The following is a 231-nucleotide window of genomic DNA, read 5'->3' as shown; positions in this document are numbered from 1 at the left end:
CATTTAACATAAGGCGCCTCGTTATCATGCCTCTGACTAGGGCACCTTGTACTCTATCTTCCGGATGAGGTGATTGACACTATCTACCACATAGACATTGCCGAATGAGTCCACAGCTACTCCGGTGGGGTGGTAGAACTGCGCCGTGTTGCCGGTGCCATCCGCATGACCCTCTGAGCCAGTGCCGGCCAAGGTGCTTACCACCCCCGCCGGAGTGATTTTCCGGATGCG

Annotated in this window: 1 protein-coding gene; it reads right to left on the bottom strand. The window is 55.8% G+C overall.

Going from position 1 to position 231, the window contains the following annotated elements:
* Positions 1 to 36: 36 nt before the first annotated feature.
* The coding region (locus tag S1OALGB6SA_RS00065; protein ID WP_503465852.1) for a hypothetical protein at positions 37 to 231 on the bottom strand (195 nt) is incomplete at its 5' end.

Origin of the sequence: Olavius algarvensis spirochete endosymbiont, assembly GCA_900608495.1 — a bacterium.
Lineage (GTDB): Bacteria > Spirochaetota > Spirochaetia > DSM-2461 > DSM-2461 > UBA2779.
This window is presented reverse-complemented; position numbering and strand designations above follow the sequence as displayed.